The following is a 22372-nucleotide window of genomic DNA, read 5'->3' on the forward strand; positions in this document are numbered from 1 at the left end:
TCCCCGGTCGCAGCGCCTCGAACCGCCACCCCAGTGCGGTCAGCGCCGCGCCGATCAGCAGGTAAAGCCCCAGGTGAGCGGCGCAAAGCCCGCATCGCTGACCATCACTGCCATCTGCAGGGTCGCGATCCCGCCCGCCGCGAGCTGGGGGAGCGTGGGGCCGCCGCGCGACTGGAGAAAGGCCGGCAGCACTGCGCCCAGCACCACCAGATAGATCCCCAGCGCCGCGAGGTCCGACGTGCTGGAAACGCCCGCGACCATCATCAGCACGCCCCAGCCAAGGCCGGCCGCGAGCGCCGCATAACTCATCCAGCGTTGCCGCTGGCGCGCGCCGGTCCATGTCAGTCCGCCCGTGATCAGCGCGAGGTAGAAGGAGAGCAGCGGCACATTGCCGCTGTCGCTTTCGACCAGCAGTGGGGCAGCAAAGCCCCCGACCAGCCCGATCACCGCGCTCGGCAGGCCAAATCGGAACGAGAGCCCGATCGCCGCTATCGTCACGCCGCCAAGGCCGAGAAATGCCGGCCCCGCACCGATCAGGCCATAGGTCGTGCCCGCAAGATAGAAGGCACCGTAAAGCGTCGCCAGCCCCGCCCCCGCGAGCGCCTGCCTGACTCGCGGATCGGCAAGCCGTGCATCAAGACGGAAGGCGGCCTCCGCCGCTGCAAGCAGACCGAGGCCGAAGACGAAGCTCATCGCCACCCGCACCGGCGGGGTCAGCAATCCTGCCTCGATCGAGAAACGGACGAGGAATATGCCGGCGATTGCCAGTGCGAAGCCGCCGCCCCAGATCGGGAGTCGGCGTCCGAATATGTCCTCGAAATCGAAGGTGAAGCCACCGGCCGGTGCTTCCGGAAGCGCTTCGTCGAGCGCGGCAGCGGCAATGGGGGCGCTCGCTACCGGTTCCGGGGCTGCAGGCTCGGACGGGCGGCTCTCGCTCGGGGCCGGACCGGGCACGCTCGCTGGTGGCATTGGGGCTTGCTTGGCCCATGGCGCGGACGGCGCTTCGGCGGCTGCCCTGATCTGGTGGATGTCGTCCTGCTCCGGCGCGCGGAGTGCATCGCGCAGATTCTCGAGCTCAAGCGAAAGGCGGGAAACGCGCTGTTGCAGCCTGTCGATCCGCAGCCACGCGGCTCCGATCAGGCCGACAATCAGAAGAGTGATGAAAATGCCCATGATCCCCCCGGCCCTCATCGCCAAGCTTCAAACGCTTTGCAATCACGAGATCGGCTGGCGGGGCACGGGGACGCGTTCCCGATTGTCGGAGATACCCGTAATGCTCCCCGCGCGGCAATCACTGGGGCGTCATCGCCGGGTGAACGATCAACCCGCGAACCGTTTCGGCCGCGGTCCGGTTCAACTTCTGAGGAACGCCGTCCCGGCCGGGGCATGACGCCCCGGCCGGGCTCATCAATGCGCGGGCCGCCAACTGTCCCGGCCCGCCAATCACCATATATTCGACGCTACCGAGCATGTCCTGCCGACCAAAATCTAAGACAAGCCATTGATGTGCTGACTATATGCGCCTGGCACATATGAAAATGACGCATGACAAAGCGGGGGTGTTTGCTCCGCTTCGTTTTGAGACAGGCCAGAATTTCATCTTGACGATCATCTCATCTTCGACGACCCCGGAAATCCACCGTGACTGGTCTGCTGACTTGGGGGCATTATGAAAATCAGACATGTCTTGATGAGTGCGATTGCGCTGGGTTCGGCAGCCTTGTCGGCACCCGCATCGGCCGCCGTTATTTATGATTGGTCGGGCTCATCGACAGGCGGCGGCGTCCGCATGGAAGCCTCTTTTTCATTTCAGAGTGATAGCCCGCTTGGCGACGAGCAGATCCTCAATCTCAGCACGGCAAATTGCGTGTTCCGCCTGAATGGTTCCAATGTTGGGTGCGCACGCATCATCATGGGGCGTTCGTTCGGTGTGAACTTGAACTCCATCAGTGTCATGGCAAACCCGGTTGGCATCGTTGCCTTCTCGATCAACAGCGGATTTACGCTGGCATCGCTTGACACCACCGGGTCTTATCAGTCGATCAACGGCAGCCCTTCGACCCTGACGGTGACCAACACCGCTCCCGCTGTGCCGGAACCTGCGACCTGGGCCATGCTTATTGTCGGCTTCGGCCTGATCGGTGGCACGCTGCGTCAACCGAAAGCCTCGACCGCAGCGACATCGCACGCGTAACTGCATTCCGCAACGCGATGAATGAAACCCCGCTGGAGAGATCCGGCGGGGTTTTTTGACTCACGCTCGGCACCGGCCAGATATCGCAGACCCCGGCCCGCGGGACGCAAGCGTCGCACAGCCCGCGACAAACAACATATCGCGCGCCTGAGCGGCGAACTGGCGGATCGGAAAATGGCGCACCCAAGAGGATTCGAACCTCTGGCCTCTGCCTTCGGAGGGCAGCGCTCTATCCAGCTGAGCTATGGGTGCGTGGAGGGGCCGCTTAGCAGGCGATTTCGCATGGCGCCAGCCCCTTATCGCACAAGCTTTACCGAAGTCCGGCGCGCGGCGGCGGGGTGATCGGCTGGAACGGGGCGAGCGCGCAGGCCGGCCCCGGCTGTGCGCTTGGGCCCTGCAGCACGGTGATGATGTCCTGCGCGCACAGCTGGGTCAGCGACGTCTGATAGGCAAAACGCTGTTCAAATCCGAGCGTCGGGCAGGATTGGGGCAGCACGGTGCGATAGGTGCGGCCGCTGCCGCCGCTCCAATCGATCACCCGGTCGCTGCGCACACGGCTCTGCCGCAGATCGTTGATCGGCACGCAGTTGCGCGCCGGCCCGGCAAAGCGCGCACCATCGGCATAGCCCTGGCCGTCGGCGCTCAGCTGCGCCGCAGCCTCGGCCGCTGCACGGGCGGCAGCGCGCTGATCGTCGCTCGCACAGGCAGCAAGCGGCACTGCCGCCGCCATGATCATCGTTAAAACGCGCATCGGCCCGTCCTCCTGCTCACGCGCGCCCCGCGCACGCGTCGTCAGCTCATCGGCCCCCTGCCTGGCCAAGGCTGCACCGATCAGGCGGGATCAGGCAAGCGTCTTCGGATTGAACCGGCACAGATCCGCGAGCGGGCAGCGCCAGCATTCGGGCCGCCTTGCCTTGCAGACATAGCGGCCGTGCAGGATCAGCCAGTGATGCGCGCCCAGCCGGAAGGGCTTGGGCACCCGCTTTTCCAGCCCCCGCTCGACCGCCAGCACGGTCTTGCCGGGCGCAAGGCCGGTGCGGTTGCAGACGCGGAAGATATGGGTGTCGACGGCAAAGGTCTCCGCGCCGAAGGCGGTGTTCATCACCACATTGGCGGTCTTGCGCCCCACCCCCGGCAGCCGTTCCAGCGCGTCGCGGTCGGCCGGCACCTGCCCGCCATGCTCGCGGATCAGTGCTTCGGACAAGGCAATGACGTTCTTCGCCTTGGTGTTGAACAGGCCGATGGTGCGGATATGCGCCCTCAGCCCCTCTTCACCCAGCGCGACCATCGCCTCGGGCGTGGTCACAGTTTCGAACAGCCGCTTCGTGGCCTTGTTCACCCCGATATCGGTCGCCTGCGCCGACAGCACGACCGCCACCAGCAGCGTGTAATCATTGACATAGGCAAGTTCGGTCTCGGGCGCCGGATTGGCCTCGGCCAGCCGCCGGAAAAACTCGAAGATCGCGGGCGCCTTCACAGGCCGAGCACGTCCTTCATCGCATAGCGGCCCGGCCCGCGCCCGGCGAGCCACAGCGCCGCCCGCAGCGCGCCGCGCGCGAAGATCGCCCGGCTCTCGGCGCGGTGACCGAGCTCGATCCGCTCGCCCTCGGCGGCCAGGATCACCTGATGATCGCCCGCCACCGATCCGCCGCGCAGCACGGCAAAGCCGATATCCCCGGCCGGCGCGCGCCGGTGCGGTCGACGACGGGCGTCAATGCATGGCCCCGCCCTCGGCCGCGGCATGGCCGAGCAGCAGCGCGGTGCCGCTGGGCGCATCGACCTTGTGGCGGTGATGCATCTCCAGGATCTCGATATCCCAGTCCGGCCCCAGCCGCGCCGCCGCCTGCGCGACCAGCGCCGCCAGCAGATTGACGCCAAGCGAGGTATTGGCCGCCTGCAGCACGGCGACGCTGCGCGCGGCATCATCAATCGCCGCATGGTCGTGGGCCGCGAGCCCGGTGGTGCCGATCAGCACCGGCGTGCCGGCGGTGCGCGCGGCGGCAAGCGTCTCGCCCAGCGCATCGGGCACGGAAAAATCGATGAGCACGTCCGCCGCGCGCGCCAGCGCGGCGATGTCGCCGCCCCGGTCGACGCCCCCGGCCAGCGTGACGCCCTGTTCCGCCGCCTCGGCGGCGATGGCGCGGCCCATGCGGCCCGCGGCTCCGATGATCCCGATCGCTGTCATGCCCGTTCCGTTCCCCCAATGACCGCAAAAGCGCAAGGACCAAAAAATATGTTGTGTTTACACAACGAATCGCGTTATACAGAGCATCATAGGACGCCATGCACAACAGACTCTCCCTTTTCCGCGCCGAAGCCGGCCTGTCGCGCAAGGATCTTGCCGCCCGGGTCGACGTCAATCCGCAGACGATCGGCTATCTCGAACGCGGTGATTACAAGCCCAGCCTGGAGCTGGCGCTGCGCATCGCCCGGGTGTTCGACGTGCCGGTGGAGGCGCTGTTCTCGCTCGACCCGTTCGAGCCGGTGGCGGAGCTGATCCGCCGTTCACAGAAAGGCTGAACCATGATCTTCTACAGGTCCCCGACCGGCGAGGGCGGGTCGCCAATGTCCACCGGCCGGCTGCGGCTGCTGACCGGGCTGGCGCTTGGCCTCTATCCGGCAGGCGGCATCATCCTGGCGGCCGCACCCGGCGCGCCGGCGGAAATCGCCGGACTGGTGATGATCGCCACCGCGATCCTGTGCGCCCTGCCCATCTATCAAAGCTCCGCCCAGCGCATCGTCGCCGAAGAGGCTGTGCGGCTGGACGAACGCGAACGCCAGCTGCGCGAACGGATCCTGTCGCGCAGCTATTTCATCCTGTCGGCGCTGATGCTGCTCGGCATCGCCTATGCCGGCGCGGCCAGCGACACCGGCTGGTGGACGCCCGCCGGCTATGGCGCGTGGAACATGCTGTTCTGGGGCCTGTTCCTGACCGCATCGCTGCTGCCAACGGCCCTTCTCGCCTGGTCGATGACCGATGAGGATGCGGACGGCTGAGGGGCGGCACCAGGCCGCTGACATTCATGCTGGCCGCTTTCCTGGCGACGATGGTATGGGCGACGCTTTACGTTGCTCGTGGCGACGGGATCCAGTTTTCTGCCCTGATTATTGGGGTTGTGACCTTCGTCATTTGCACCGCGGCCAGCATTGCCTGGGAACGGATTTACCGCGCTGCGCTGCTTCGTCGGGACCGGGCATGATGATTGGCGGCTTTGACGCGACCCTGCACCCGGCGGCCCGGCTTCAGATTGCGGCATTGCTCGCGCGCGTGGACGAGGCCGAGTTCGCAACCATCAGAGATATTGTTGAAGTGAGCGACTCTGTCCTTTCAAAGCACCTGTCCGTGCTGGTAGAGGATGGCCATGTTCGGCTTCGCAAGGCGTCGCTGGGTGGCCGACAGAGAACCTGGGCAGCACTGACCCGAAACGGCCGTCAAGCGTTCACCGCACACATCGCCGCTCTTCAGCGGCTGGTTGATGATGCCCAGGCCAGGATCACAGCTGATTAGCACATTTTGAGGCCGGGTTGGATCACTTGGCAACCGACAGGAGCGAGGCCGGAGCGATGGACGAGAGATGCTTTGCGTGCGGAGGCATGTTCGAAGCCATGTCGGGTCCGACGCATGAATATATGCAGTCATCTCCCGGGTGCTGGCACGGCTATGGCACATTGCTGGCCCGTGAATATCAGGATCGGGCGCTGTTCGGTGCCGTTCACCGGCTGACCGTCGATGCCTATGCGCTTCAGCACCCCGGCGACCCGACCGATCGACGCGCCCGGCAATCCATATGGGTTCATTATGCGGCGCTTCATCTTGCCCTGGACGCGCGGACAGATCATGCGCGCATCGCCCCGATAATGCAAAAACTCGTCAAAGCCAGTCTTCCGCCGCTGCCGCCCCGGCCCGTGCAGTTTGACGTGACCCTGGCTGACGTCCTCGCGCGCGGAAAAAGCGATCATGTGCCGGCGGTGACAGCATGGGCCAACTCTGCATTCCGCGCATGGGCGGCGCTTGCCGAACAGACCGCCACGTTGCTGAGGGCCGTTCAAGATCGTTCAGACGATCTTCGCTTCGCGGACGCTCGCCCGATCCGCTAGAACGGCACCATGCACGACATCCAAAACATCGTCATCCTGACCGGGGCGGGCATCTCGGCCGAGAGCGGGCTGGAGACGTTTCGCGCGGCCGACGGGCTGTGGGCGTCGCACCGGATCGAGGATGTGTGCACGCCAGAGGCGCTGGCGCGCGATCGGGCGCTGGTCCACCGTTTCTATGATGCGCGGCGGGCGCAGCTTGATGCGGTCAGCCCGAATGCTGCGCATCATGCGCTGGCGCGGCTTGATGCCGACTGGCCGGGCGATCTGCTAATCGTCACCCAGAATGTCGATGATCTGCACGAGCGCGCGGGTGGGGCGCGCCTCGTTCACATGCATGGCGCGCTGCGTTCGGCCTGGTGCCTGGCCTGTGACGGGCGCAGCGAATGGCATGGGCCGATGGGCGCGGCACAGGCGGGTGACTGGCCGCCCTGCCCGGCCTGCGGCGCCCGCGCGCTCAGGCCCGACATCGTGTTCTTCGGCGAAATGCCCTATCAGATGGAGCGGATCGAAGCCGCGCTCGCAAGGGCCGATCTGTTCGTGTCGATCGGCACATCGGGGGCCGTCTATCCGGCGGCGGGCTTTGTCCGCGTGGCGGCGGCGCATGGCGCGCGCACGCTTGAACTCAATCTCGAACCCTCGGCGGGAAGCGGGCTGTTCGACGACAGCCGGTTCGGCCCGGCCACCGAGTTGGTGCCGACATGGGTGGCCGAGATGACCGGCCGCGTTTGACTGGCAGCGGCTGACCGGCGGACGATCCGGCACGGGCGATGCCCGTGCCGGATCCCCGGATCAGAAGTTCACCCGGGCGGTGACGCCGTAATAACGGTCGGCGTCGCGCGGGATGATGTAGCGATAGCTGCCCGCCGGCCCGCCGCTCACGATCGAGGCGGCGAAGCTTTCGTCGAACAGGTTGCGGACCTGGAAGGTCACCCGGTAGCGGTCTTCCGGATCGACCAGCCCGGCCTGCAGGTTGACGAGCGCATAGCCGTCGATCGTCGTGCGTTCCCGCACCACCGGATCGGGCGAGAACTGGCCGAGCTGGCTCGACTGGATGTTCGCCTGACCGCCGAAGAACAGATCGACCGAACCGCCGGTGCGCCAGCGATAATCGGCACCGATCGACCCCTTCCACTTCGGCGCGAACGCCAGTTCGGTGCCCGAGGGAATGACCTGGGTCGGGAGCGCGCCCGGCGGCAGCTGGAACCGGTCGACCCTGGCATCGGTATAGGCAAGGCCGCCGGTGATGCTGAGGTCGCTGGCCGGACGCCAGATCAGGTCAAGCTCTGCACCGCGCGTCGATACCGAGCCGGCATTGGTGAAGCGCGTGACGATCACGCCCGCCACCAGATCCGGGTTGTTCGCCTGGAAGTTGCGATATTTGGCGTAGAAGGCCGCGAGGTTCAGCACCAGCTTGCCGCCGAACAGCGTGTTCTTCATGCCCAGTTCAAAGGCATCCGACTCTTCCGGGTCGAGCGGATCGGTGCCGACCTGGGTCAGGTTGAAGAACACGTTGAACGCCGGCCCCTTATAGCCGCGCGTATACATGCCGTAGACCATCGAGTCGTCGAGCACGTCGAGCTGCAGGCCCACCCGGCCCGACAGATTTTCCGCATCCGTCTTGCTGCGGAACGGGGCCGCAGGCTGGCCGACGCCGCCCGGCATGACCGGGAAGCTGGGCTGGATGCCCGGACCGGCGAGCGTCGTGTTGCGGCTGTGGAACACGTCGAGCTGGTCGAGCGTGAAGCGCAGCCCGGCAATCGCGCGGAGGCGTTCGGTGAAGTTGAACGTCGCCTGGCCGAACAGCGCGGTCGTCTTGAACACCGACCCGAAATCGGCAACCCCGGTCGGGAAGGTGCTGGCCGGTGCCCCCGCGGCGCCGCAGGTGACGAGCGGGCTGGGCGTCGGATTGCCGGCGGTGTTGCAGGCGATCACGTCACGCTGGAAAATCCGGCGGTTCTCGGCGCGCGAATAATAGGCACCGACGACATAGTCGATGAACTCACCGCCCGGCGAGGCAAGGCGCAGTTCCTGCGAGAAGGTGCTGCTTTCCTGCGGGCCGCGATCATGCAGCTGCTGCAGCCCGGCACCCTGGAAGGCGGCCGGCAGCCAGTCGCCGTCGCGGATCTCGGTGTTGCGCCAGTCGCGATAGGCGGTGATCGAGGTCACCGTCTGCGTGCCGACCTGCGCGTCGAGCTGCAGCGAGGCGCCCCAGCCGCGCTCTTCGGTGCGGGTGACGAGGTTCTGGTTGATCTGGCGGGTCTCGTCGCCGCGCGGCGTCGGCAGCACGCTGAACACCGGGTTGGTGGCCGGCAGGCCCGCGCCGGTTAGCGCCCCGGTGCCGATCACCTCGGCGCAGCAATCGTCGCTGTTCTTGTAATAGTCGAAGATGAAGGTCGCCTTGACGTTCGTCCAGTCGCCGCGCGCCTTGATGCGGCCGCCATAGCGTTCATAGCCGTTGACGGTGCGGTTGCGGGTCAGCGCGACATTGGTGATGTTGCCGTCCCAGTTGGCGTAATAGCCGGTGGCGCGGATCGCGACAGTGTCGGTGACCGGCACGTTGACGAGCATGCGGCCGCGATATTCGTCGTCGGAGAACCAGCCGGCCTCGACATAGCCTTCATAATCCTTGCCCGGCGCGCGGGTGATGATGTTGATCACGCCCGCCGATGCGTTCTTGCCGAACAGCGTGCCCTGCGGGCCGCGCAGCACTTCGAGCCGGTCGACATCGACCAGTTCCTGAAACGCTTCGCCCGACCGGGCGAGCACGACGCCGTCGAGCACGGTCGACACCGACGGCTCGCCGGCGATCGAGAAGGTCGAGGTGCCGACGCCGCGCAGGAACAGCGACTGGTTGAGCGTGGTGCCCGACTTGAGGAAGTTGAACGACGGGATCAGATTGACCGCGCCTTCAAGATTGACGCGCCCCTGCGCCTCGAGCGCGTTGCCGCTGAGCACGGTGATCGCGACCGGCACGTCCTGCAGCCGTTCGGAGCGCAGCTGCGCGGTGACGACGATATCGGCCGGCTCGGCAGCGGCCTGTTCAGGCGCGGCACCGTCCTGGCCGGAGGCGTTCTGGGCAAATGCCGGCGTTGCGGCGGCAAGCGCGATAATGCTGGAGGTCAGCCAGACAGATTTCATTGCGGTTTCCCCTCGGACAGACGTCGCCGCTTTCTTTGGCAGCGTTGTCATAAATGCTAAGCAGAAATCCTTATGGCGCGAAAGACCATCGCGAGTCCGCAAAGCATTTGTTTGAACAAGCGTTGCGCGGCTGCATCACCTCCCGCTGCACGCCGTGCGCGCAATCCGGCGGAGGGAGTGCGGAGGCGGGGGCAAACACCCTGGCCCCCGCCCCCCTCGCTCAAGATCGCTGCGTCAGCCGCGCAGCTCGGCCAGCTCGACGACGCGCTTTTCCCGCGCGCTCAGTTCGGCGGCGGCACCGATCTCGACCGCGCGCAGGCCATCTTCGGCCGACACGATCACCGGCCCCTGCCCGCGCACCGCAGCGTTGAACGCCTGATGCTGATAATAGGTCGAGCCGTGATGCTGCCCGGCCTTGAGCGCGGTCTCGTCAACCGGCACCGTCTCGCGCGTCGCCTGTTTGGGGTTCATAAAGCCGGTGCGCGGCGAATGGACGATCACGCTTTCGGGGATCAGCACGTCAAGCCGTGCCTTGTCGCCCACCGCAGTGATCTCTTCCTGATTTTCCGCGCCGTCGGCGAACATGCACAGATCGAGCATCGCGCGCACGCCATTGTCGAAATCGACGACCGTATAGCTGTTGTCGATGATGTCGGGCTTTTCGCCGCCATAACGCTCGTCCTGATGATTGACGTCCATCGCCCCCGAACAATAGACCCTGACCGCTTCGGCGCGGACGATCAGCCGCATCAGATCGAAGAAATGGCAGCATTTCTCGACCATCGTGCCGCCGGTGTTGCGGCTGAACCGGTTCCAGTCGCCAACCTTGGGCAGGAACGGGAACCGGTGCTCGCGGATCGACAGCATCTGCAGGCGGCCGATGCGCCCGCCATGCACCTGCTCGATGAAGCGCGCGGCGGGCGGCATGAAGCGATATTCCATCGCCGTCCAGAACAGATGGTCGCGCGCCGCCGCCTGTTCGGCCACCCAGCGCGCATCGGCCACCGTGGTCGCCAGCGGCTTTTCGCACAGGATATGGACGGGCAGGTCCATCAGCGGCTCCAGCACCGCCCGGTGCGTGTGGTTGGGCGCGGCGATGATCACCGCGTCGACCGCGCCCGAACGCACCATCTCCTCACCCGATGCGAACACCCTGGGGTCCGACCAGCCGGCAGCGGCATCGCGCGCCCAGCCGAGCGAGGTTTCGACCGGATCGCTGATCGCCGTCAGCTCGGCACCCGGCGTCACGCGCAGATTCTGGATGTGTTCGACGCCCATCATTCCGGTGCCGATCAATCCATAGCGAACCCTGCTTCCCATTTCCTCTCCCTTCGTGTCATATGACAACGATGACATACCTTCCCTTCTCACCCGATCCGCGCCCGCTCGGCAAGAGCGGGATCATGGTTTCCCCAATCGCCTGGGGGATGTGGCGCTTTGCCGGCGACGATGTCGCCGCCGCCCAGGCCAAGGTCGAAGCCGCACTCGCCGCCGGTGTCACGCTGTTCGACACCGCCGATATCTACGGCCCCGACAATGGCGAGCCGTTCGGCGCGGCGGAAGCCCTGCTCGGCCGGGTGTTTGCCGCCGCGCCGGGCCTGCGCGAACGGATGGCGCTCGCGACCAAGGGCGGCATCGTGATCGGCACCCCCTATGATTCGAGCGCGGCCTATATCGGCGCGGCGATCGACGCGTCGCTGAAGCGGCTGGGCGTCGAGCGGGTGGAGCTGTGGCAGATCCACCGTCCCGATATCCTCACCCACCCGCAGGAAGTGGCCCGCGCGCTCGAGGCCGCCCATGCCGCCGGCAAGATCATGGCAGTCGGCGTGTCCAACTTCACCCCCGCGCAGACCGCAGCGCTCCAGCATTTCCTGCCCGTGCCGATCGCCGCGACCCAGCCCGAATTCTCGGCGCTGGCGCTGGCGCCGCTGCACAGCGGCCTGTTCGATCAGGCGATGACGATGGGCCTGACCCCGCTTGCCTGGTCGCCGCTCGGCGGCGGGCGGATCGCGACGCCGGGCACTGCGCGCGAACAGGCGGTCGCCGATCTGCTCGATACCAAGGCGGCGGCACACGGCGTCGGCCGCGGGGCGGCGGCGCTCAGCTGGATCATGGCGCACCCCGCCCGGCCGATCCCGATCGTCGGCACCCAGCGGGTCGAACGGATCGCCGAAATCGGAGACGCGCTCAAGCCGCGCTGGACGAGAGCTGAATGGTACGCCGTGCTCGAAGCATCGATGGGAGAGAGACTGCCGTGAAACCTTGCGAAATCAGCTGGTTCTCAGCGCTTTGCGACGATGATTACGAGTTTCTGGGCGTTCCGGATCCAAAGCTTGCATCAAGCTGGGAGCATTGCCGCGACATCGTTCTGCAGGCCGAAAGCGGCGGCTTCGACAATATTCTGCTGCCCTCGGGCTATACGCTTGGCATCGACACCACCGCCTTTGCCGCGGCAATCGCGACGCTGGTCAAGCGGATCAGGCTGCTGATGGCGGTCCGGGTCGGCGAAAGCTGGCCGCCCCAGCTTGCCCGGCAGATCGCGACCATCGACCGGATTCTGGGCGGGCGGCTGACCGTCAACATCATCTCGTCCGACATGCCGGGCGAAACCCTTCCCTCGGCCCCGCGCTACCAGCGCTGCGTCGAGGTGATGCAGATCCTGAAGACGCTGCTCAACGGCGAGCCGCTCGACCATCAGGGCGAGTTTTACAAGATCGCCATCGATCCGCCGCGCATCGGCACCGTGTCGGGCAAATGCCCGCCGCTCTATTTCGGCGGCCTGTCGCCCGATGCGCGCGACGCGGCGGCGCGCGCCGCCGACGTCTATCTGATGTGGCCGGATACCGAGGCCAATGTGCAGGCGATCATCGCCGACATGACGGCGCGGGCCGCCGCCTATGGCCGCACGCTGCGCTTTGGCTACCGCGCCCATGTCATCGTGCGGGAAAGCGAGGACGAGGCACGGGCCTATGCCCGGCGGCTGCTGTCGCGCCTCGATGCTGAAACGGGCGCGGCGATCCGCCAGAAGTCGCTCGATTCGGCGTCGGTTGGCGTCACCGCCCAGGCGATGCTGCGTGAGAACGCCGATGATGAGGGCTTTGCCGAACCGCAGCTGTGGACCGGCATCGGCCGTGCCCGTTCGGGCTGCGGCGCGGCGATCGTCGGCGATCCCGATCAGGTGCTTGCCAAGCTCGAACGCTATCGCGCGCTCGGCATCGAGGCCTTCATCCTGTCGGGCTATCCGCACGCCGCCGAGGCCGATCTGTTCGCCCGGCACGTGCTGCCGCGGATCGATCACGCGCCGCTCGGCTGAGCCGATATCATTCTGTTGACGAGCGGCCCGGACGCCCAGCGCGTCCGGGCCGCTTCGCATTGCGGCGGCCGCGATGTGCCGGAGCAACCAGCTGTTAAGCACCTTGGCGGCAAGATCGGGCGACAACAGCCTTGTGCGGACATAAAGATATCTTTATGTCCTGAAACGTGGACCGGCTGATCGAAATCTTCCGCGCGCTCGGCGACCCGACGCGGCTGCGCATCTTCGCGCTGCTGCGGGCGATGGAGCTGTCCGTCGGCGAACTCGCGCAGGTGCTGGGGCAAAGCCAGCCGCGCGTGTCACGCCATGTCCGCATCCTCGCCGATGCCGGGCTGACCGTCCGGCGGCGCGAGGGCAGCTGGGTTTTTCTCGCCCTGGCCGAGGACGCGCATGTCGCGCCGCTGCTGGCGGCGATCGACCGGGCAACGGGCGACTGGGCGGATGAGGATGCGCAGCGCCTTGCCGCCGTCCGCGCCGACCGGGCAGAGGCGGCATCGCTTTATTTCGCCGCCCGCGCCGAGGAATGGGACGCGATCCGCTCGCTCTACGCGCCCGAGGAAACGGTCGAGGCGGCAATGGCCGCGATGCTGGGCGACGCGCCCATTGGCCGGCTCGTCGATCTCGGCACCGGCACGGGCCGGATGCTCGAACTGTTCGGCGCGCGCGCGGTGAAGGCGATCGGCATCGACCGCAGCCCGGAAATGCTCCGCCTTGCCCGCGCCAAGCTGGCCGAAACCGTGCCGGGGGCCGAGCTTCGCCAGGGCGACCTGACCGCGCTGCCGCTGGGCGAAGCGGTGGCCGACACGGTGATCCTGCACCAGGTGCTGCATTTCATGAGCCAGCCGGCAAGCGCCCTGGCAGAAGCCGCGCGGCTGCTTGGCCCGGGAGGGCGGATGCTGATCGTCGATTTTGCGCCGCACGACCGGGAAGAGCTGCGCGCGCGCGACGCGCATGCCCGGCTGGGCTTTTCCGATGAACAGATTGCCGGCTGGCTGGCGGCGGCGGGGCTTGCGCTCGGCCGGACCGACACGCTCGACGGCGGAGAACTGACCGTCAAACTCTGGCTGGGGCACCGCCCCGGGCTGATCCAGGAGATCGCCGCATGACACCATCCCTCGCCCAGCTCGAAGAGGCGCGCCGCGCCCTCGATGCGCCGCTGTTTGCCGATCTGTCGGGCGATATCGGCGTGTCGTTCGAGTTTTTTCCGCCCAAGACCGAGAAAATGGACACCCAGCTGTGGGACGCGGTGCAGACGCTTGCCCCGCTCGGCCCGCGTTTCGTGTCGGTGACCTATGGCGCCGGCGGATCGACGCGCGAGCGCACCCATGCCACGGTCGCCCGCATCGTCCGCGAAACCTCGCTCGCCGCCGCCGCGCACCTGACCTGCGTCGAGGCGACGCGTGAGGAAATCGACGCGATCGCCGATGAATATTGGGCGGCGGGCGTGCGCCACATCGTCGCGCTGCGCGGCGATCCGCCGGTCGCGGGCCAGGGCTTTGCGCCGCATCCCGGCGGCTATGCGAGCGCGGCCGATCTGGTCGCGGGGCTGAAGCGGCTGCACCCGTTCGAGATTTCGGTCGCCGCCTATCCCGAGGCGCACCCCGAGGCGCGCAGCCTTGACGATGACATCGACAATCTGAAGCGCAAGATCGACGCCGGCGGCACGCGCGCGATCAGCCAGTTCTTCTTCTCGCCCGACTGTTTCTTCCGGTTCCGCGACAAGGCGGCGGCGCGCGGCGTGACCGCGGAGATCGTGCCGGGCATCCTGCCGGTGTCGAACGTCGCCCAGACGCGGCGCTTCGCCGCCCAGTGCGGCGCGACCATTCCGGGCTGGATGGACCGGCTGTTCGAGGGGCTGGACGATCTGCCGGCCGCGCGCCAGCTGGTCGCCGCCACCATCGCCGCCGAGCTGTGCCGGCGGCTCTATGCGGGCGGCGTGCGCGATTTTCACTTCTACACGCTCAACCGCGCCGAACTGGCCTATGCGATCTGTCATATGCTGGGCGTGCGCGGCAACGCGCAGGTGACGGAGAAGGCGGCATGATCACGGCATCCGAAGCCGCGCGGCGGCTGCGCGAGGAAGCGCGGTCCCGCATCCTGCTGACCGACGGCGCGTTCGGCACGATGATCCAGTCCTATCGGCTGACCGAGGCGGATTATCGCGGCGGCCTGACGCTCAGCCATGACCAGAAGGGCAATAACGACCTGCTGGCGCTCACCTGCCCGCATGTGGTGGCGGAAATCACCGAGGCCTATCTGGCCGCCGGGTCCGACATCGTGTCGACCAACACGTTCAACGCCAACACCATCAGCCAGGCCGATTATGGTGCCGAGCATCTGGTGCGCGACATCAACCTGGCCTCAGCCCAGATCGCGCGCGACGCCGCCCGCACTGCCGAGGCGGCGGACGGGCGCCCGCGCTTCGTCGCCGGGGCGCTGGGGCCGACCAACAAGACGCTGTCGCTGTCGCCCGACGTCAACGATCCCGGCTATCGGGCGATCGGGTTCGACGAGCTGAAGCAGGTCTATCGCGAGCAGACCGATGCGCTGCTCGACGGCGGGGTCGATTTCATCCTGATCGAAACGATCTTCGACACGCTCAATGCCAAGGCGGGGATCATGGCGGTGCTGGAAGCCGGCATGGCCCGCGGCGTCGAAGTGCCGCTGATGATCAGCTTTACCGTCACCGACATGTCGGGGCGCAACCTGTCGGGCCATTCGGTCGAAAGCTTCTGGGCCTCGGTGCGCCATGCCCGGCCGCTGACCATCGGGCTCAATTGTTCGTTCGGCGCGCCGCAGCTGCGTCCGCATGTCGCCGCGCTCAATCCGGTCGCCGACACGCTGATGATGGTCTATCCCAATGCCGGCCTGCCCAATGATCTGGGGCAATATGACGAAGCGCCCGAAACCACGGCGGGCTTCATCGGCGACTGGGCGAAGGAAGGGCTGATCAACATCGTCGGCGGCTGTTGCGGGACGACCCCCGACCATATCGCGCAGATGGCGCGCGCCGTGGCCGGCCATGCGCCCCGCGCGGTCCCCGCGCCGCGGCGGCAGACGATGCTGGCCGGGCTGGACCCGTTCCTGGTTCCGGCATGACCGACGGCGCGCCGGGCTGGCGCATCCGCAGTGCCGGGGCGGCGGACGCCGCTGCCCTCGCCCTGGTCGGCAGCGCGACATTTCTGGATGGCTTTGCCGGCATCCTGCCCGGGGCGGCGATCATCGCCCATTGCACGCGCGCGAGCAGCAGCGACGCCTTTGCCGCGATGCTGGGCGGTGGCGGCCGTGCCTGGCTGGGTCTGGCCGAGCCGGGCGAGGCCCCGGTCGGCTATGCGCTGCTGATGCCGCCCGACCTGCCGGGTGCCGCGCCCGGCGATATCGAGCTGCGGCGCATCTACACGCTCAGCCGCTATCACGGTTCCGGCCTCGGCCCGGCGCTGATGGCGACCGCGATCGCCGATGCGCAGGCGCGTGCCGCCGCCGATGCGCGGCTGCTGCTCGGCGTGCATACCGGCAATGCCCGCGCCCGCGCCTTCTATACCCGGCACGGCTTCACCCAGATCGCCACCCGCCGCTTCGATGTCGGCGGCACGATCTGCGACGATGTCGTGCTCGCCCGCCCGCTCAACGCCAACCGCTAAACGCTGGACACCCCAAAGCCCCATGTCTGGAACCGGACCCTCCGCCGTCTTCGTCAATATCGGCGAGCGCACCAACGTCACCGGATCGGCGGCGTTCAAGAAACTGATCATGGCCGGCGACTATACGCGCGCGGTCGAGGTCGCGCGCCAGCAGGTCGAAAACGGCGCGCAGATCATCGACGTCAACATGGACGAAGGGCTGCTCGACGCCGAACAGGCGATGACCACCTTTTTGAAGCTGATCGCCGCCGAACCGGACATTGCCCGCGTGCCGGTGATGATCGACAGTTCCAAATGGTCGGTGATCGAAGCCGGCCTGAAATGCGTGTCGGGCAAGCCGATCGTCAATTCGATCTCGATGAAGGAAGGCGAGGAGCCGTTCCTGGAGCAGGCCCGGCGCATCATGGCCTATGGTGCCGCCGTCGTCGTCATGGCGTTTGACGAGGTCGGCCAGGCGGACACGCGCGACCGCAAGGTCGAGATCTGCGAGCGTGCCTATAAGCTGCTGACCGGCATCGGCTTTCTGCCCGAAGACATCATCTTTGATCCCAATATCTTCGCGGTCGCGACCGGGATTGACGAGCATCGCCGCTACGCGATCGACTTCATCGAGGCGACGCGCGAGATCAAGGCCCGCTGCCCGCATGTCCATATTTCAGGCGGCGTTTCCAACCTGTCGTTCAGCTTCCGCGGCAACGAGCCGGTCCGGCGCGCGATGCACAGCGTGTTCCTCTATCACGCCATCCAGGCGGGGATGGACATGGGCATCGTCAATGCCGGCCAGCTCGACGTCTATGACGCGATCGACCCGGAACTGCGCGAAGCCTGTGAGGATGTGATCTGGGACCGGCGCGACGATGCGACCGAACGGCTGATCGCGCTGGCCGAAAAATATCGCGGCGGCGACGCCGTGGCGGAAAAACAGGCCGAGGAATGGCGCAGCTGGCCGGTCGCGCGGCGGCTGGAACATGCGCTGGTCAAGGGCATCGACGCCCATGTGGTGGACGATACCGAGGAAGCGCGCCAGGCCTTTGCCCGCCCCATCGAGGTGATCGAAGGCCCGCTGATGGACGGGATGAACGTCGTCGGCGACCTGTTCGGCGCGGGCAAGATGTTCCTGCCCCAGGTCGTGAAATCGGCCCGCGTGATGAAAAAGGCGGTCGCCCATCTGCTGCCCTATATCGAGGCCGAAAAGGACGAGAACGCCAAGGGCAAGGGGCGGATCGTGCTCGCCACCGTCAAGGGCGATGTGCACGATATCGGCAAGAACATCGTCGGCGTCGTCCTCCAGTGCAACGGGTTCGAGGTCATCGATCTGGGCGTGATGGTGCCCTGGACCCGCATTCTCGAAGCGGCCAACGAGAATGAGGCCGACATGATCGGCCTGTCTGGGCTGATCACCCCGTCGCTTGATGAAATGGTGACGGTGGCGGAGGAAATGCAGCGCGCGGGCATGACGATGCCGCTGCTGATCGGCGGGGCGACCACGTCCAAGGTCCATACCGCGCTGCGCATCGACCCGGCCTATAAGGGGCCGGTCATCCATGTGCTCGATGCCAGCCGCGCCGTCGGCGTCGCATCGGCGCTGGTCAGCGACACCCAGGCGGAGCCGTTCATCGACCGCACGGCGGAGGATTATGCCGCCGTGCGCGCCGCGCGCGAGGGCAAGGGCCAGAACGAGCTGCTGCCGATCGCCGAAGCGCGGGCGCGCGGCATGACCATCGATCCGGCGCTGAAGCCGCCCGCGCCGCGCCAGCCCGGCCTGCATGTGTTCGACGACTGGCCGCTCGAGCATCTGCGCGACTTCATCGACTGGACGCCGTTCTTCCGCGCCTGGGAACTGGCGGGCAACTTCCCGGCGATCCTCGATGACGAGATTGTCGGGGAAAGCGCGCGCAGCCTTTATGCCGATGCGCAGAAGATGCTCGACACGATCATCGCCGAAAAATGGCTGACCGCGCGGGGCGTCGCGGCGCTCTGGCCGTGCGCGCGCCATGGCGACGATGTGCTCGTCTATCCCGATGGCCACCGCCCTGGGGCAGGTGCCGCCCCGCCCGAACGCGCGGTGGTGCTGCCGTTCCTGCGCCAGCAAATGGCCAAGAACACCGCCAAGCCCAATATGTGCCTGGCTGACTTTATCGACACCGCCGATGACTGGCTGGGCGGCTTTACCGTCGCCATTCACGGCATCGATCCGCACATCGCCCGGTTCAAGGCCGCGCATGACGATTATCAGGACATTCTGTTGAAGGCGCTGGCCGACCGGCTGGCCGAAGCCTTTGCCGAGGCGCTGCACAGCCATGTCCGCACGACCCTGTGGGGCTATGCGCCAGATGAGCAGCTGACCAACGAGGCGCTGATCCGCGAACAGTATCGCGGCATCCGCCCTGCCCCCGGCTATCCGGCCTGCCCGGACCACAGCCTGAAGCCGATCCTGTTCGACATGCTGGGCGGCACGCCGGCCGGCGCGACGCTGACCGAAAGCTTTGCGATGCTGCCGACGGCGGCGGTTTCGGGCTTTTATTTCGGCCATCCGCAGTCCGCCTATTTCGGCGTCGCGCGGATCGGGCAGGACCAGCTGGCCGACTATGCGGTGCGGCGCGGGGTCAGCCTCGATCAGGCGCAGCGCTGGCTGCGGCCCAATCTCGACTGATCCCGGCCTGAACGGGCCGCCGCGCGCGGGGGCGTGCGCGGCGGCCCGGCGATGGACCGCGATCAGCCGCGCAGAAAGCGCTGCAGCTCGTCCTGGCTCACGCTTTTGCTGCGGTCGGCATCGGCCTGGGCGAAAGCGGCATTGGCCCAGGCGCTGATATCGGCCACCGGCTGCTGTTCGGGGCCTTGGCGCGCAGCGCGACCATCCATTTGGTGAACTCGGACCTGGACAGGCTGCCGCTGCCATCGGCGTCATAGGTCGCCCATTCGGCGGCGACCGTGGCCGCGACCGGATCGGCGGCCGCGCCGGGCTGCGGCTCGATCGGGGCGACGGCCTGTGCTGCACCGGTCTGTGCGGTGTCGGTCGGCATGGACGTCGGCGACGTCGGCGAGCTGGTCGACTGGGGCGCTGCGGGGGTGGTCGCATCCTGCGCCACGGCCGGAGCCGCGATCAGCGCCGCGCTCGCAAGCATGAGGCTCTTCAACATGATAAACTCCTGAATAGCATTGGCTTTGGCTGATCAACCACGGGCGTGAACGCCGCCCCGCTTTCGTCCGTTCCGCCCCGGCGACCATTTGCCGCCCCTGCCCGTCCCTGCTATCGCGCGGCTCGCCGCGAGTCCGTGCGACGCGCGCGACGAACCGTTCGACCCTGCCCGCAACCAGAGGCCCGCGACCACCGGCCCGCAACCAGAGACAGCGCATGATCCCCCGCTATTCCCGGCCCGAAATGGTCGCCATCTGGGCGCCCGAGACCCGTTTCCAGATCTGGTTCGAGATCGAGGCCCATGCCCTTGATGCGATGGCCGAGCTGGGCATCGTGCCGCGCGCGGCGGCGGAAAAGGTCTGGGCAGCCCATGCAGCCGCGCCGCCGTTCGACATTGCGCGCATCGATGCGATCGAGGCCGAGACCAAGCATGACGTGATCGCGTTCCTCACCCATGTCGCCGAACGCACCGGTGAGGAGGCGCGCTTCCTGCATCAGGGCATGACCAGCTCGGACGTGCTCGACACCTGCCTTGCCGTGCAGCTGAAGCGCGCGGCCGATCTGCTGATTGCCGATCTCGACGCGCTGCTGGCGGTGCTCAAGCGCCGCGCCTTTGAGCACAAGCTCACCCCGACCATCGGCCGCAGCCACGGCATCCATGCCGAACCGGTGACCTTCGGGCTGAAGCTTGCCCAGGCCTATGCCGAGTTCGCGCGCAACCGCGCCCGGCTGATCGCGGCGCGCGACGATGTCGCGACCTGCGCGATTTCCGGCGCGGTCGGCACCTTTGCCAATATCGATCCGCGCGTCGAAGCGCATGTCGCGGAGAAAATGGGCCTGACCATCGAGCCGGTGTCGACCCAGGTGATCCCGCGTGACCGCCATGCGATGTTCTTTGCCACGCTGGGCGTCATCGCCTCGTCGGTCGAACGGCTGGCGACCGAGGTGCGGCATCTGCAGCGCACCGAAGTGCTGGAGGCGGAGGAATATTTCTCCCCCGGCCAGAAGGGCTCGTCGGCGATGCCGCACAAGCGCAATCCGGTGCTGACTGAAAATCTGACCGGGCTCGCCCGCATGGTGCGCGGCTATGTGACCCCGGCGCTTGAAAATGTCGCGCTGTGGCATGAACGCGACATCAGCCATTCGTCGGTCGAACGGATGATCGGCCCCGACGCGACGGTGACGCTCGACTTCGCGCTCGCCCGGCTGACCGGGGTGATCGACAAGCTGCTCGTCTATCCGGAGCGGATGGCGCGCAACATGAACCGCATGGGCGGCCTCATCCATTCGCAGCGCGTGCTGCTGGCGCTGACCCAGGCGGGGGCATCGCGCGAGGACGCCTATCGCCTGGTCCAGCGCAACGCGATGAAGGTGTGGGAATCCGACGGCGCGCTGTCGCTGGAGGAGCTGCTCAAGGCCGATCCGGACGTCACCGCCCGGCTGTCGCCCGCCGAGATCGCCGAGCGGTTCGACCTCGATTATCATCTGAAGCACGTCGACACGATCTTCGCGCGCGTGTTCGGGGCGGACTGACCCGAAAACAACCGCCGGGGCCCCGGCGGCTGTTTTTATCTGGCTGATCGTGCGTTTCGTGCGGCGGAGTCTGTGCTGCGCCCGACGGCGCAAGGGCTGCACCGGCCCGCTCCCCCACCCGGCCTCCCACAGGATATGGCCGTTGGGACGCCGGGTGGGGAAGCGGGCCGGTGCCGGGTCAGTGCGCCCCCGTCATTCCCCCGACCACATCGCCTTCAGCTTGTCGAAAAAGCCGTGGCTCTGCGGGCATTCCTCACCGGTTTCGGTGGCGCGGAATTGTTCCAGCAGCTCGCGCTGCTTGGCGTTGAGCTTGGTCGGCGTCTCGACCTCGACCTGGATCACCAGATCGCCCTGGCCGCGCCCGTTCAGCACCGGCATGCCCGCCCCGCGCTGACGGATCTGCTTGCCGGACTGGATGCCGGCCGGGATGCGGATCTCGTGGCGCTGCTTGTCGAGGCCGGGAACGACGATCGTGCCACCGAGCGCCGCCGTCGTGAAGCTGATCGGCGCGCGCGCGAACAACGTCGTGCCATCGCGTTCGAAGATCGCATGGCGGCGGACATGGAGGAAGATGTAGAGGTCGCCGCACGGTGCCCCGCGCGCGCCGCATTCGCCCTCGCCGCTCAGGCGGATGCGCGTGCCGTCATCGACCCCGGGCGGGATGTTGACCGACAGCGTCTTCTGCTGGTCCACCCGGCCTTCGCCATGGCAGGTCTGGCACGGATCGGCGATCACCTCGCCCATGCCGTGACAGGTCGGGCAGGTGCGTTCGACGACGAAAAAACCCTGCTGCGAACGGATCTTGCCCATCCCGCCGCAGGTGTTGCAGGCGCGCACGCCCGCCCCGCCTTGGCCCCGGTGCCGGCACAGGTGCCGCAGGCCGCCGAAACGTCGAGCGTCACCTCGGTCGTCGTGCCGTGATAGGCTTCTTCCAGCGTGATCTCGAGATCATAGCGCAGATCGGCACCGCGCCGGGGCTGGCGCCCGCCGCGCTGCTGGCCGCCGCCGAAAATGCTCTCGAAAATGTCGGCAAAGCCGTCAAAGCCCTGGCCGGCGTGGAAACCGCCGCCCCCGCCGCCATTCTGGAACGCGGCCTTGCCAAACCGGTCATAGGCGGCGCGCTTCTGCGGATCCTTCAGACAGTCATAGGCCTCGCTGACCGCCTTGAACTGCGCCTCGGCATCGCGGCAGCCGCCATTCTTGTCCGGGTGATATTTCATCGCGAGCTTGCGATAGGCGGACTTGATCGTCGCATCGTCGGCGGTGCGCTCGACGCCCAGCAGCTCGTAATAGTCGATTTCGGTGCTCATGCTGAC

The 22372-nt window shown here is 67.0% G+C and carries 21 protein-coding genes, 1 tRNA gene and 2 pseudogenes; 15 read left to right on the forward strand and 9 right to left on the reverse strand.

From position 1 onward, the window contains the following. Nucleotides 1-54 precede the first annotated feature (54 nt). The gene (locus GVO57_RS11175) at nucleotides 55-1173 is read right to left on the reverse strand and encodes a DUF2339 domain-containing protein (protein WP_160593201.1); all 1119 of its coding nucleotides are present in this window, start codon (nucleotides 1171-1173) and stop codon (nucleotides 55-57) included. A 496-nt stretch (nucleotides 1174-1669) separates the two neighbouring features. Between GVO57_RS11175 and GVO57_RS11180 the strand changes: the two genes are divergently transcribed. Continuing rightward, on the forward strand, nucleotides 1670-2194 hold the full coding sequence (locus GVO57_RS11180; RefSeq protein ID WP_160593202.1) for a PEPxxWA-CTERM sorting domain-containing protein: 525 nt from the start codon (nucleotides 1670-1672) through the stop codon (nucleotides 2192-2194). Between the two features lie 175 nt (nucleotides 2195-2369). Here GVO57_RS11180 and GVO57_RS11185 read toward each other — a convergent pair. The 4 genes and pseudogenes from GVO57_RS11185 to dapB form a co-directional block, all read right to left on the reverse strand. Continuing rightward, a tRNA-Arg gene (locus GVO57_RS11185) sits at nucleotides 2370-2446 on the reverse strand. A gap of 58 nt (nucleotides 2447-2504) precedes the next feature. Beyond that, nucleotides 2505-2945: a hypothetical protein gene (locus tag GVO57_RS11190; protein WP_233281352.1), complete on the reverse strand. Its 441-nt coding sequence runs from the start codon at nucleotides 2943-2945 to the stop codon at nucleotides 2505-2507. 90 nt (nucleotides 2946-3035) lie between these two features. After that, on the reverse strand, nucleotides 3036-3671 hold the full coding sequence (nth, locus tag GVO57_RS11195) for an endonuclease III (RefSeq protein WP_160593203.1): 636 nt from the start codon (nucleotides 3669-3671) through the stop codon (nucleotides 3036-3038). Further along, nucleotides 3668-4379 (reverse strand): annotated as a pseudogene (gene dapB, locus GVO57_RS11200) (4-hydroxy-tetrahydrodipicolinate reductase). Before dapB ends, nth begins: the two are co-directional and overlap by 4 nt. Nucleotides 4380-4477: 98 nt before the next feature. Here dapB and GVO57_RS11205 point away from each other — a divergent pair. The 6 genes from GVO57_RS11205 (at nucleotide 4478) to GVO57_RS11230 (ending at nucleotide 7021) form a co-directional block, all read left to right on the forward strand. Continuing rightward, nucleotides 4478-4714 (forward strand): helix-turn-helix transcriptional regulator, encoded by a 237-nt coding sequence (locus GVO57_RS11205; RefSeq protein ID WP_160593204.1) that lies wholly within the window; start codon nucleotides 4478-4480, stop codon nucleotides 4712-4714. Between the two features lie 3 nt (nucleotides 4715-4717). After that, nucleotides 4718-5191, forward strand: a complete 474-nt coding sequence (locus GVO57_RS11210) for a hypothetical protein (RefSeq protein WP_160593205.1) — start codon at nucleotides 4718-4720, stop codon at nucleotides 5189-5191. 26 nt (nucleotides 5192-5217) lie between these two features. Next, nucleotides 5218-5394, forward strand: coding sequence for a hypothetical protein (locus GVO57_RS11215; RefSeq protein WP_160593206.1), 177 nt, complete (start codon nucleotides 5218-5220; stop codon nucleotides 5392-5394). Beyond that, on the forward strand, nucleotides 5391-5702 hold the full coding sequence (locus tag GVO57_RS11220; RefSeq protein ID WP_201752638.1) for a transcriptional regulator: 312 nt from the start codon (nucleotides 5391-5393) through the stop codon (nucleotides 5700-5702). The genes GVO57_RS11215 and GVO57_RS11220 overlap by 4 nt, the downstream gene beginning before the upstream one ends. 86 nt (nucleotides 5703-5788) lie before the next feature. Next, nucleotides 5789-6292, forward strand: a complete 504-nt coding sequence (locus GVO57_RS11225; protein ID WP_160593207.1) for a DUF5946 family protein — start codon at nucleotides 5789-5791, stop codon at nucleotides 6290-6292. Between the two features lie 9 nt (nucleotides 6293-6301). Next, complete coding sequence (locus GVO57_RS11230; protein ID WP_160593208.1) at nucleotides 6302-7021, forward strand: NAD-dependent deacylase; 720 nt, start codon at nucleotides 6302-6304, stop codon at nucleotides 7019-7021. A 60-nt stretch (nucleotides 7022-7081) separates the two neighbouring features. Here GVO57_RS11230 and GVO57_RS11235 read toward each other — a convergent pair whose 3' ends face one another. After that, nucleotides 7082-9430 carry a TonB-dependent receptor gene (locus GVO57_RS11235; RefSeq protein ID WP_160593209.1) on the reverse strand — a complete coding sequence of 783 codons (2349 nt, stop codon included), beginning with the start codon at nucleotides 9428-9430 and terminating at the stop codon, nucleotides 7082-7084. Nucleotides 9431-9664: 234 nt separating this feature from the next. Further along, on the reverse strand, nucleotides 9665-10750 hold the full coding sequence (locus tag GVO57_RS11240) for a Gfo/Idh/MocA family protein (protein WP_160593210.1): 1086 nt from the start codon (nucleotides 10748-10750) through the stop codon (nucleotides 9665-9667). Nucleotides 10751-10779: 29 nt separating this feature from the next. Here GVO57_RS11240 and GVO57_RS11245 point away from each other — a divergent pair, with 29 nt between their 5' ends. From GVO57_RS11245 to metH, 7 genes are all read left to right on the forward strand, one after another. Further along, nucleotides 10780-11688, forward strand: coding sequence for an aldo/keto reductase (locus tag GVO57_RS11245; RefSeq protein ID WP_160593211.1), 909 nt, complete (start codon nucleotides 10780-10782; stop codon nucleotides 11686-11688). Continuing rightward, nucleotides 11643-12743 carry an LLM class flavin-dependent oxidoreductase gene (locus GVO57_RS11250; RefSeq protein WP_160593212.1) on the forward strand — a complete coding sequence of 367 codons (1101 nt, stop codon included), beginning with the start codon at nucleotides 11643-11645 and terminating at the stop codon, nucleotides 12741-12743. Before GVO57_RS11245 ends, GVO57_RS11250 begins: the two co-directional genes overlap by 46 nt. Nucleotides 12744-12910: 167 nt before the next feature. Further along, on the forward strand, nucleotides 12911-13849 hold the full coding sequence (locus GVO57_RS11255) for an ArsR/SmtB family transcription factor (protein ID WP_160593213.1): 939 nt from the start codon (nucleotides 12911-12913) through the stop codon (nucleotides 13847-13849). Next, entirely contained in the window at nucleotides 13846-14787 is a 942-nt protein-coding gene (gene metF / locus GVO57_RS11260; protein WP_160593214.1) for a methylenetetrahydrofolate reductase [NAD(P)H], read from the forward strand. The genes GVO57_RS11255 and metF overlap by 4 nt, the downstream gene beginning before the upstream one ends. Further along, entirely contained in the window at nucleotides 14784-15842 is a 1059-nt protein-coding gene (locus GVO57_RS11265; RefSeq protein ID WP_160593215.1) for a homocysteine S-methyltransferase family protein, read from the forward strand. Before metF ends, GVO57_RS11265 begins: the two co-directional genes overlap by 4 nt. Next, on the forward strand, nucleotides 15839-16384 hold the full coding sequence (locus GVO57_RS11270; protein ID WP_160593216.1) for a GNAT family N-acetyltransferase: 546 nt from the start codon (nucleotides 15839-15841) through the stop codon (nucleotides 16382-16384). Before GVO57_RS11265 ends, GVO57_RS11270 begins: the two co-directional genes overlap by 4 nt. A 22-nt stretch (nucleotides 16385-16406) precedes the next feature. After that, nucleotides 16407-19037 (forward strand): methionine synthase, encoded by a 2631-nt coding sequence (gene metH / locus GVO57_RS11275; RefSeq protein WP_160593217.1) that lies wholly within the window; start codon nucleotides 16407-16409, stop codon nucleotides 19035-19037. A 97-nt stretch (nucleotides 19038-19134) separates the two neighbouring features. On the opposite strand, the gene GVO57_RS11280 is transcribed toward metH, so the two are convergent. Further along, on the reverse strand, nucleotides 19135-19524 hold the full coding sequence (locus tag GVO57_RS11280) for a calcium-binding protein (protein WP_160593218.1): 390 nt from the start codon (nucleotides 19522-19524) through the stop codon (nucleotides 19135-19137). 215 nt (nucleotides 19525-19739) lie between these two features. Here GVO57_RS11280 and purB point away from each other — a divergent pair, with 215 nt between their 5' ends. After that, nucleotides 19740-21056, forward strand: a complete 1317-nt coding sequence (gene purB, locus GVO57_RS11285; protein WP_160593219.1) for an adenylosuccinate lyase — start codon at nucleotides 19740-19742, stop codon at nucleotides 21054-21056. 192 nt (nucleotides 21057-21248) lie between these two features. Here the strand turns inward: purB and dnaJ are convergent. Further along, nucleotides 21249-22366, reverse strand: a pseudogene (dnaJ, locus tag GVO57_RS11290) (molecular chaperone DnaJ). Between the last annotated feature and the right edge of the window lie 6 nt (nucleotides 22367-22372).

Origin of the sequence: Sphingomonas changnyeongensis (assembly GCF_009913435.1) — a bacterium.
GTDB lineage: Bacteria > Pseudomonadota > Alphaproteobacteria > Sphingomonadales > Sphingomonadaceae > Sphingomonas_B > Sphingomonas_B changnyeongensis.